Source organism: Streptomyces turgidiscabies Car8 (assembly GCF_000331005.1).
GTDB lineage: Bacteria > Actinomycetota > Actinomycetes > Streptomycetales > Streptomycetaceae > Streptomyces > Streptomyces turgidiscabies.
The window spans coordinates 19142-27303 of sequence record NZ_AEJB01000495.1 but is presented as its reverse complement, the minus strand read 5'-3'; the positions used below and the strand labels follow the sequence as shown (position 1 = coordinate 27303).

Genomic DNA, 8162 nt, shown 5'->3' with positions numbered 1-8162 from the left:
GCCAGCGCGCGCGGCCCGCCGTAGGCGGTCCGCCTTGATCCAGTAAAGAAACTCTGAACAGCACCGATGGGCAGCGGTCGATCAACCTGGGAGAGGCACGGATGCCGTGGGCATGCCCCGACGGTTCGAGCAAGTGCGGCACGGAACGACGGCACGGCGGTAAGCGGGGAGCGATGGCCGAGCACATACCGGACAACGAAATGGGGTCGACCAGCATTCAGGTCGGGGACACGGATCAAGTAGTCGCGTTGATCGAGGAGATGCGGGCCATGGTCGTTCGTCTCAGCAGAGAGACCAGGGAGTTGCGAGAGGAAGTGGCCCAGCTCAGGACTACGGCTTCGGCTGCTGAGCTGCCTTCAGTTCCTCTACCTCGCGCCGCAGTTCCTGATGATCAACGCTGAGAGCACGGATCTCGTCACGTAGTGCGGTGAGTACTTCGGCAAGGGTGGTCCCGGCGACTGCGGCAGCTTCGGTGTCGTCGGGCCCGCCCTCCCCCTGTTCGGCCTGGCCGTGGCCCTCGCCCCTGTTCGCCAAGTACCAAGCCGGAGCGGTGTAGTCCGCCGAGAGCTCCCCGCCGGCACCGTGGTCCGCGACGAAGCTGCCCCGACCATGGATCGTGTAGATCAGGCCCTCGTCCCGCAGCACGTTGAGCGCGGACCTCGCGGTCATGTTGGCCACGCCGAAGCGTTCCTGTAGCTCGCGGATGGACGGCATCTGCTCGCCCGGCTTGATCCGCCCCTGCAAGATGTCGCGCCGAATCTCGTCGGCAGCGTGCTGATACGGCGGCCGACGGTCCTGCTTGCTCTCTGGCGCGGGGCTCATGGCCCAAGAGTAGCGATTCTTAGCACCCCTAGCACACCCCACTGACATAGGTGGCCTATGTCAGTTGATACCTAGCTCACCCGATTCACTTGACACTGCTAGGTCTGCTATGTTCAATGGAGAACACGCCCCGCCGCCCCGGTGGAGCGCAATCGAGAGGAACCAACTCCCATGGCACGCATTCGTGTTGGCCTGCTCCCCACCTCCTCGTTCATGGTCGGCACCTTGCCGGTGCCGAAGTACGCGGACCAGGAGAAGACGCAGTTCGCCACCGACCGTGAGACCGGCGCGAAGCTCTACACGATCACCCTCTTCTTCATGGAGGAGGACCGCGCCGAGGCGCTGAAGATCACCGTTCCGGAAACCGGTCTGCCCAACGGGCTCCGTCCGGGTGTCCCGGTCATGCCGGTGGAGCTGTTCGCCACTCCGTGGGCGCGCATCTTCAACGGTTCGCTCTCGGACGGCATCGCCTACCGCGCGGGCCGACTGGACCTGGTGGCCCCGGCCGCTGAGGCGGCGTGAGCGGCACCGCTTTCCGGTTCGGCGCTGAGCGCAGCTACCCGCTGCCTCACGCCGGGCCGGATGCCCAGGTCACCGAGTCTCTCGTGACCTCGGTGGCGGCCGTGCTTGTCGCCTACGGCGCCCCCGCCTCGACACGTCGGCGGATCGGGCGGCCCTCGAATCGGCCCTCGCGGCCTTCCTCTACAACCCGTTGGAGAGCCACAGATGCAGGATCCGAACGCACCGGCGCAAGGGATCTTCGGTCACGTCCCGCTCGTCGTCGCCCTGGTGCTCGCCGTGGTCGTCGGATGGGCGGTCTGGTGGGTAGTCCGCTACGTTCGCGCCGATGCCATGACCCGGCAGTCCATACGGCAGGCCATACGCGTGCGGTGGGGCTGGAAGCGGCTCGCACCGATGCTCAAGCTGTCGGCCACGGACAAGACCCCGACCGCGCTGGCGTCACTGGCGAACACGAACGGCAAGCCGATCAAGCCGCGTGTCCTCATTCCCGCCCTGAAGGTGAAGCACGACGCGTACGGGGTGATCGCGCGGGCACAGTGCCTGCCTGGCATCGGGCTTACGCAGTTTCAGAAGGCGGCGCCGCACCTCGCGGACGCCTGGCGCTGCACACGGGTGGCGGTCACGCAGGACAAGCCTGGGCAGATCCTCATCCGGGGTGTGCGGCTGGATCCGTTGAAGTTCCCCACCGAGCACCACCCCACGGGTGACGAACCGGAGGAGACGGCCCAGTGGGATCTGGGCTTGGACGAGTACGCGCAACCCGTGTCCGTGAACCTCACGCAGGTGCCCGGCGTGACCGTGGCCGGCCTTCCCGGTTTCGGCAAGACCAGCCTGATCAACCGGCTTCTCTCCGACTGGGCACCCTCGCCCGCAGTGCAGTTCGCCTGCGCGGACGGCAAGGTGTCGGCTGCGTACGAAGGTGACTACGCGGACTGGGTCAAGCGCATGTTCGCCTTCGTGGGCGATGACCTGGAAGAGGCCAACAAGCTGTTCCGGCAACTCGTGGAGCTGCGCCGCGCCCGGTCGGCATCGGTGCGCCAGGTACTCGGGGTGAAGTCCATGTGGGACATCGGTCCTTCCGAAAGCTGGCCCCTGGTCGTGCTGATCGTCGACGAAGCACACACCTACTTCCGCGACCACAAGGGAAGCGACCAGGAGACGAAGAAGCTGGCCGCGCTCGCCGCCGAGAACGCCCGGCTTGTGGAAGACCTGGTGAAGAAGGGCCGGTCAGTAGGACTGCTCGCCATCCTCACCACTCAGAAGTCCACGGGCGACGCGATCCCCACCTTCATCCGCGACGTGTGCCCCGTGGGCCTGAGCTTCGCCCAGAAGACCGCCGAAGCCGCCGTGGCCGCGCTCGGCGACGAGATCCGGGAATGGCCGGACGCCAACCCCATCAACCTCCAGGACCCGACCTACGTCGGCGTCGCATCGATGAACCACCAGTCGCAACCCGGCTTCACTCGCATCCGTACGCCCTACGTACCCGACGCGGAAGCGGCCCGCATCGCCGAAGAGACGGCGAACCTCACCATCGACCCATCGACCCTGCTGGAAGCCTTTATCGGCCCTCGCACCACGGACGTGGGTCTCACGAAGCTCGACGCCTGAGCAGCTCGCCCCACCGCCTCGCACGTTCCCGACACCTCAGGAGAGGGGGTGAAAACTCATGACAGAAGACCGGATCACTCAGCGCACCATCACCGCCGTCATGATCGTCATTGCCGCACTGGCGTTCGTCTTCTCCTTCGGCAACGTCTGGTCGCTCGCCCTGCGCCTCGGCGTGCCAGGCCCGATCGCACCGCTCATCGCTCCTATGGTGGACCTCTCCGTGGTCGGCCTCCTGGTCGCCCTGCGCTATCTCTCCCTGCGCGGCCTGCCCACCGACCAGATGACGGCCGCCACCCGTCTCATGCACTTCTCCGGACTGCTGACCCTGGCACTCAACGTCGCAGAACCGATCGTCGCCGGACACTACGGCCGAGCCGCCGTCGACGCGGTGGCCCCGCTGCTCCTCCTCGGCTGGGGCGCCGTCGGCCCGCAACTCCTCCGCGCCTTTCACACCGTCGCGCGCCCCGCCGTACCGGCTGCCCTGCCGGACGAGATCAAGTCGGCGCCTGAGATGGCTTCTGACGTATCCCGCCCTACGGTGCCTCTCACCGTTCCGGCCCCGGCCCCGGTCGCTCCTCGCGTGGCCCCGGCTCCCGTTTCGCCTGCGGTCAAGGTGCCCGAGCCGCTGCTGATCGAAGCACGCTCCATCGCCACGGCCCACCACGCCGAGCACGCCGAACCGATCACGGCGGCACAGCTCAAGACGCGGCTCGGCATCGGCCTGCCCATGGCCACCGCCCTGCACGCCGCCTTGTAGAACCACACTCTTCCGCCGGCGCCTCCGGCAATTCCCCCACCATCGCCCGCCCCTGGGCCCGACCTGCCATGCCTGCGGGCAGCAGCCCGAGCGCACTGAATCGCTGCTGCCCGCAGGGCCCACCCTCGTGCCAGAAGGGACACCCCGCCACCCATGCGCCGCCCCCTCGACCTGCGCCACGTCATCAGCCCCGGTCTGCGGGACCTGGTCGAACTGGCCAACACCGACAACTTCGACCGAGTCACCGAACAGGTCCGCGACCTGCGGGGCTGCACCAGCCCGGTCAACCTGCACGGCTGGACGATCACCACCGACCAGACCACCAAGCAAGTGGTCCGCTCCTACCGCTCCGAAGACGAACCCTCCGGCCGCCTCCTCACCACCTGCGGCAACCGCCGTGCCTCCCGCTGCCCCGCCTGCTCCCGCCTCTACGCCGCAGACACCTACCACCTGATCAAGGCCGGACTGTCCGGCGGCAAGAACGTCGCCGAAACCGTCCGCGACCACCCCCGCGCCTTCGTCACCCTCACCGCCCCCTCCTTCGGCCCCGTCCACAACCGCCCCACGACCAGCGCGGGAAAGCCCCGCCCCTGCTCGTGCGGTGACAGCCACGCCCAGGACGCTCCCGAACTCGGCACCCCACTGCGCCCGGCAACCTACGACTACAGCGGCGCCGTGCTGTGGAACGCCCACGCCGGGGCCCTGTGGGCACGCTTCACCACCTACCTGCGCCGCGCCCTCGCCGAGCACCTCGGCATGACGCAAAAGGCACTCAACGCAGCCCTCCGGATCTCCTTCGCCAAAGTCGCCGAGTACCAACAGCGCGGCCTGGTCCACTTCCACGCGGTCGTCCGCTTCGACGGTCCCGACGGCCACACCACCTCGCCCCCGGTTTGGGCCACCTTCGATGCCCTCCGGGTCGCCGTCGGCCTGGCAGTCGAGCGTGCCCGACTCCTCGTCGACTCGGACGCGGTCGGCGAACGGGTCATCCGATGGGGCGATCGCTTCAAGGTGGATCAGATCTCCGCCTTGGGGGACGGCGAACTCACGGACGCCAAGGTCGCCGGATACGTCGCCAAGTACGCGACCAAGAACGCCGAAGGCGCGGGCACCGTGGACCGCACCCTCGTATGCCGCCCCTGCGCCGGGCGCGGCCACGTACGCGGCCCCGACGGCTTCCGCGACCTCTGCGCCGACTGCGACGGCACCGGCCAAGCCGAACCCCTCACCAACCTCCCCGTCCAGCAGCACGCCCGGCAGATGATCCGCACCGCTTGGGCCCTCGGCCACCTCCCCGAGTTCGCCCACCTCAAGCTCTGGAATTGGGCTCACATGCTCGGCTTCCGCGGCCACTTCTCCAGCAAATCGCGCGCCTACTCGACCACCCTCGGCGCCCTCCGCGACGTACGCCGTGCCTGGCGTACGGCTCAGGCCGAAGCCGCCCGCGTCCGGGCCGGCCTTCCGGTCGACGACGAGAACACCACCCTCGTCACCGCCTCCTCGTGGAGCTACCTCAGCAGTGGCTACCGCCCCGGCGAAGAACTCCTCGCCGCCCAGGTTCGCCACGACAGAACCCATGCCGAACGCCTCAAGTCCGAAGGAGCACCCTGGCTGTGACCACTCCGACCACCGATGACAAGCGAACGCTGACGCTGGTCGAAGCACTCTCTGAGATCAGGGTCTCCCGCGCCGCCTTCTACCGAATGCGCGCACGGGGCCAGGCGCCGAAGCACCTGAAGCTCCCCAACGGCCAGATCCGCATTCGCCGGGCCGACCTCGATGCCTGGTTCGACGGCTGCGAGGTGCAGGAAGCGTGCTGACCTACGACGTTCAGATCTGGGGCATACGGAAGCGGCCCAACCGCGCGGCGGCACACCAACTCCGTTGGCGCGTCGGCCCCCGTCCCTTCTCCAAGAGCTACAAGATCAAGGCTCAGGCCGACGGGCGCCGTGCAGAGCTGCTGACCGCCCTGCGCAACCGCGAGCAGTTCGACACTGAAACCGGCCTGCCTGCCTCGGAGGTCCAGGCGCTCAACTCATCCACCTGGTACGCCCATACCCGCACGTACGCCGAGATGAAGTGGCCGAGCGCCTCGGCCAAGCACCGCGCGAGCATCGCTGACACGCTCGCCACCATCACGCCGAAGCTCGTCAAGGACAACCGTGGGGCCCCGGCTCCGAAGGTGCTCCGGATCGCGCTCTACTCGTGGGTCTATCGATTCGTCCTCGGCGATGACGGAACACTGAGGCCGCGCCTCGACGTCGAAGAGCCTCCTGCCGACGTCGTGGCCGCACTGGACTGGATCGGCCGGAAGTCCGTGGACATCACCGACCTCAACACGCCCTCCGTGGTCCGTACGGCGCTCGACGCGCTGAAGCTGAAGCAGGACGGCACGGCCGCTGCCGAGAACACGGTGAACCGCAAGCGGACGGTCTTCAGCAATTGCCTCCGGTACGCGGTAGAGCGGGAGTTGCTGACGACCCTGCCTCTCGACAAGGTCGACTGGACCCCACCCCAGACTGACGACGAGATCGACTTCCGGTTCGTCCTCGGCCCCAAGCTGGCCAAGACGCTGATCAACGCTGTCGGTGAGCAGGGCGAACGTGGACGGCATTTGATGGCATTCTTCGGCTGCCTCTACTACGCGGCCAACCGCCCGGGGGAGGCAGCCAGTCTCCGTGAGGCCGACTTCACCCTTCCCGAAGAGGGCTGGGGTGAAGCCCTGTTGTCGACGAGCATGGCCCGAGTCGGCTCCGGATGGACCGACACAGGCGAGTCGTTCGATACGCGCGGCCTGAAGAAGCGGGCCCGCAAGGCGAGCCGGTCGGTACCGATCCCGCCGGTTCTCGTGCGCCTGGTCCGCGAGCACATCAAGGAGTTCGGCACTGCCGAGGACGGCCGGCTCTTTCGGGCGACCCAGGGCGGGCACCTCCTGTCCAAGGAGTACGGGGAGGCGTGGAAGGCGGCTCGCCTCGCAGTGCTGACGGAGTCTGAGGCGTCCTCGCCGCTGGCTGACGTGCCGTACTCCCTGCGCCACGCGGGCGTCTCGCTCTGGCTTGAGTCCGGAGTCTCCCCGGCGGAGGTCGCGCGCCGGGCGGGGCACAGCATCGCGGTTCTGTTTCGCTTCTACGCGAAGGCGATCCACCGCAACCAGCAGCGCGCGAACCAGCAGATCGAACGGGCCTTGAAGTCTGCCGAAGACGAATAGGCTGGGCGATCCGTCCAACCTCAGGCGTCGTCCTCACCCCACAACGGGGAGAGGTCGGCGCCTTCACACTGCGCTGGACATCGCGGCGCGTCCCCCGACGGTGCGGCGGTACGCCCGGATGTCATGGCTGGCGGAGGCGTTGGCAGGAGTCAGGTACAGGGCCAGTTCTGGCCGTCTGTCACCTCGCGCGCGATGCGACGCCACTGCCTTTCCCCGCCGGGCAGGGGCCAGGCCCAGGTCGGCTGTTCCGCGGTGTTCAGGTCGTCAAGGAGGCGGACGAGCTGGGGGCCGGCGGTGGCAGCGCCGTCCGGGACGGCGGGGCCGTGGATAGCTCGGAGTCCGGCGAAGCGTGCCAGTTCGTCCTCGTAGAAGCCCACGGCTTCCTCGGTGCGCGTGGCCAGGTCATCGCGCGGGACCGTGCGGTGCAGCTGCAGCAGCGGAGGCTCGACGGATTCGGCGACTGCCGCGGCGAACCGCGCGTGACCGTCCAGGATCAGATGGCAGTCCAGGCCACTGACCCACCACAACAGGACGGGTGGGAGTGTCCCTTCACGGGCTTGCGGTACGCCTTGACCCGGCTGTCGTCGGCATCGGGCATCGGCCTCAGCGGCAGGACCTCCCACGAATGAGCATGGAGGAACCAGTCGATGTAGCCGTGCGGATGGCCGTCGACAAGCATCGAGTTCCAGTATTCGGCGTGCGAGGTGTCGGCGTGGCGCCAGTGCCGGAGCGGGCTCTCGCACGAGAGCAGCCACCGGCCTTCGTGCAACGGGCTGCCCGGCGAGTCGATGAGGTACTGCGCAAAGCGGTGGGCCCACCGTTCCGGGCTGCCCGCCAGGGCGCGGCCCGCATCGGCACGCAAGGGCGGGACGAAGGAGCGGTACCCGTTGGTGCGCCAGAAGTCCACGTCCTCGTGTTGCGCATCGACGACGGCGAGCAGCACAGGCTGCGACATCTGGGAGACGAGCAGTTGCGCACCGGCAGTGAACACGCACAGCCCCGGCTGGTGGCGGCCCTGCACGTCCAGGGACAGGCCCACCCACGTGCCGTCGTCCCGCGTGACATCGCTGCGCTGCATGCCGAGAGCGTAGACGGCTGCTGCGGGGACCCTGATGGCATTCTGTCTGTCCGACATGACCCACATACGCCCCAAGCCGGTGATCCTGGCCGAAGACACGCGCGGTCCACCGGACCCGGCAGAGGGCCCCAGCGCGGCATGGACCGTGGTCCACGCCTGGTCCA

At 68.1% G+C, this 8162-nt stretch carries 9 protein-coding genes; 6 read left to right on the top strand and 3 right to left on the bottom strand.

Annotated elements, in window-relative coordinates:
- Positions 1–330: 330 nt before the first annotated feature.
- Positions 331–822: a GntR family transcriptional regulator gene (locus tag STRTUCAR8_RS49030; RefSeq protein WP_063748545.1), complete on the bottom strand. Its 492-nt coding sequence runs from the start codon at positions 820–822 to the stop codon at positions 331–333.
- 171 nt (positions 823–993) lie between these two features.
- On the opposite strand from STRTUCAR8_RS49030, the gene STRTUCAR8_RS35700 reads away from it, so the two are divergent.
- From STRTUCAR8_RS35700 to STRTUCAR8_RS35675, 6 genes are all read left to right on the top strand, one after another.
- The gene (locus STRTUCAR8_RS35700) at positions 994–1344 is read left to right on the top strand and encodes an SCO3933 family regulatory protein (protein WP_006381100.1); all 351 of its coding nucleotides are present in this window, start codon (positions 994–996) and stop codon (positions 1342–1344) included.
- A 204-nt stretch (positions 1345–1548) separates the two neighbouring features.
- On the top strand, positions 1549–2955 hold the full coding sequence (locus STRTUCAR8_RS35695) for an FtsK/SpoIIIE domain-containing protein (protein ID WP_006381103.1): 1407 nt from the start codon (positions 1549–1551) through the stop codon (positions 2953–2955).
- 58 nt (positions 2956–3013) lie between these two features.
- Entirely contained in the window at positions 3014–3712 is a 699-nt protein-coding gene (locus tag STRTUCAR8_RS35690; RefSeq protein WP_006381095.1) for a DUF2637 domain-containing protein, read from the top strand.
- A gap of 153 nt (positions 3713–3865) precedes the next feature.
- Positions 3866–5329 (top strand): replication initiator, encoded by a 1464-nt coding sequence (locus STRTUCAR8_RS35685; protein WP_006381105.1) that lies wholly within the window; start codon positions 3866–3868, stop codon positions 5327–5329.
- A complete protein-coding gene (locus STRTUCAR8_RS35680; protein ID WP_006381108.1) occupies positions 5326–5532 on the top strand; it encodes a helix-turn-helix transcriptional regulator in 207 nt (68 codons plus the stop codon). Before STRTUCAR8_RS35685 ends, STRTUCAR8_RS35680 begins: the two co-directional genes overlap by 4 nt.
- Positions 5526–6920 (top strand): tyrosine-type recombinase/integrase, encoded by a 1395-nt coding sequence (locus STRTUCAR8_RS35675; protein ID WP_006381113.1) that lies wholly within the window; start codon positions 5526–5528, stop codon positions 6918–6920. Before STRTUCAR8_RS35680 ends, STRTUCAR8_RS35675 begins: the two co-directional genes overlap by 7 nt.
- A gap of 149 nt (positions 6921–7069) precedes the next feature.
- Here STRTUCAR8_RS35675 and STRTUCAR8_RS54755 read toward each other — a convergent pair whose 3' ends face one another.
- Positions 7070–7447 carry a hypothetical protein gene (locus STRTUCAR8_RS54755; protein ID WP_006381123.1) on the bottom strand — a complete coding sequence of 126 codons (378 nt, stop codon included), beginning with the start codon at positions 7445–7447 and terminating at the stop codon, positions 7070–7072.
- A complete protein-coding gene (locus tag STRTUCAR8_RS54750) occupies positions 7414–7998 on the bottom strand; it encodes a hypothetical protein (RefSeq protein ID WP_006381102.1) in 585 nt (194 codons plus the stop codon). Before STRTUCAR8_RS54750 ends, STRTUCAR8_RS54755 begins: the two co-directional genes overlap by 34 nt.
- Positions 7999–8162: the final 164 nt, after the last annotated feature.

Bases quoted from the DNA above. Each gene is read 5' to 3' on its own strand.
- STRTUCAR8_RS49030 (WP_063748545.1), bottom strand. From the start codon at position 822: ATGAGCCCCGCGCCAGAGAGCAAGCAGGACCGTCGGCCGCCGTATCAG.
- STRTUCAR8_RS35700 (WP_006381100.1), top strand. From the start codon at position 994: ATGGCACGCATTCGTGTTGGCCTGCTCCCCACCTCCTCGTTCATGGTC.
- STRTUCAR8_RS35695 (WP_006381103.1), top strand. From the start codon at position 1,549: ATGCAGGATCCGAACGCACCGGCGCAAGGGATCTTCGGTCACGTCCCG.
- STRTUCAR8_RS35685 (WP_006381105.1), top strand. From the start codon at position 3,866: ATGCGCCGCCCCCTCGACCTGCGCCACGTCATCAGCCCCGGTCTGCGG.
- STRTUCAR8_RS35690 (WP_006381095.1), top strand. From the start codon at position 3,014: ATGACAGAAGACCGGATCACTCAGCGCACCATCACCGCCGTCATGATC.
- STRTUCAR8_RS54750 (WP_006381102.1), bottom strand. From the start codon at position 7,998: ATGCAGCGCAGCGATGTCACGCGGGACGACGGCACGTGGGTGGGCCTG.